The sequence below is a fragment of the Caulobacter sp. P1_B12_2 genome, from assembly GCF_056406675.1.
This window is the reverse complement of record NZ_JBFTZS010000723.1, coordinates 1-1338: the sequence shown is the minus strand read 5'-3', so window position 1 is coordinate 1338 and position 1338 is coordinate 1. Positions and strand designations below refer to the sequence as shown.

1 protein-coding gene is annotated in these 1338 nt (G+C 72.1%); it reads right to left on the bottom strand.

Annotated features, from left to right (window positions below):
* Positions 1 to 41: 41 nt before the first annotated feature.
* Positions 42 to 1187: a phage portal protein gene (locus AC1DZ6_RS25220; RefSeq protein ID WP_477099826.1), complete on the bottom strand. Its 1146-nt coding sequence runs from the start codon at positions 1185 to 1187 to the stop codon at positions 42 to 44.
* Between the last annotated feature and the right edge of the window lie 151 nt (positions 1188 to 1338).

Sequence of the window (1338 nt, the reverse complement as noted above, 5' to 3'; positions counted from 1 at the left end):
CACCTGACGGCTTCGCCGTCAGGTGGGGGCAAGTGGGTGAGCTACCCCTCCAACCCCGCCAGCCGCCGCCGCTCCGCGTCCGTGAGAAAACTCGCCCCCTCCAGCCGCGCCCACAGCGCGTCGCGCTCGGCGGAAAGCGCCGGCACGGCGTCCAGGTCGCAGGCGATCCTCGCGCCGGGGAATTTCGGCTCCAGCCACACCGACAACGCCCGCGCCGCCCGCTCGGCCAGGGGCACGACGGTGTGGCGCCAGAACGCGCCGTTGGCCTCGCGATAGTTGGCGTAGGTCGCGTCGCCGGGCACGCCCAGCAGCTGGGGCGGCACGCCGAACGCCAGGGCGATCTCGCGGGCGGCGGCGTGCTTGCCGGCGATGAAGTCCATGTCGGCGGGGCTCAGCGACATCGGCCGCCAGTCGAGCCCGCCCTCCAGCAACAGCGGCCGGCCGGCGTTGGCCGTGCCGGCGTGGGCGTCGCTCAGCTCGGCCTTCAGCCGCTCGAACTGCTCGGACGAGAGCCGGTCGCCGGCCTCGCGATTGGCGTAGACCAAGGCCCCGGACGGCCGGGCCGAATTGTCGAGCAGCGCCTTGTTCCAGGCGCCCGAGGCGTTGTGCACGTCGATCGCGAAGGCCGCCGCCTCCAGCGGGCTGAAGCCGTAGTGGTCGTCGGTCGGGTTGAACAGCCGCAGGTGCAGCACCGGCAGCCAGCCCGACGCATCGCGCCCGATCCGGGCGGTGCGGCCGGCGGCCTGGTAGTCATAGGCCAGCGGCCAGCCGCGCGGCCCGGGCACCACGGTCATCCGGTCGGGCCGCAGGGCGTAGAGCTCGGTGGGGGCGTCGTCGTTTCCAGCTGCCTCCAGATAGCCGTTCCCGGCCACCTGCAAATGCCCGAAGAACGCCTCCATCAGATCGGCCCCGCCCTGTTCGGGATTGGGGCCTTGCAGCAGCTTGCGCAACGGATGGTCGTCGGCGCGTTTGCCGTCGACGAAGACGGCGAGCGGCACGGCGGCCGCGGCCTCGGCGATCATCCGCACGCAGCGATAGGCGACCGGGTTCTTGCCGAACCCCTCGGACGCCAGGGCGGCATAGTCGCGCGGCGTCCAGCGCGGACGGCCGGCCGTGGTGACGGCGATCAGACGCGCGGCCCGGGAGTCCTTGGTCTCCGGCGGGCGACGGGGGCGGAACAGGGGCATGGGATGTCCTTCTTCAAGCCCTTCCCCCTTGATGGGGGAAGGGTTGGGATGGGGGTGAACGCGAAGCGTTCAGCAGCGTTTGGGTGGGAACAGCGTGGTAGACGGATCGAAGGGAACGCTGCGCGTTCACCCCCATCCGGCCGGCTTCGCC

Excerpts from the sequence above, each read along its gene's own strand:
- AC1DZ6_RS25220 (WP_477099826.1), bottom strand. The coding sequence starts at position 1,187 with ATGCCCCTGTTCCGCCCCCGTCGCCCGCCGGAGACCAAGGACTCCCGG.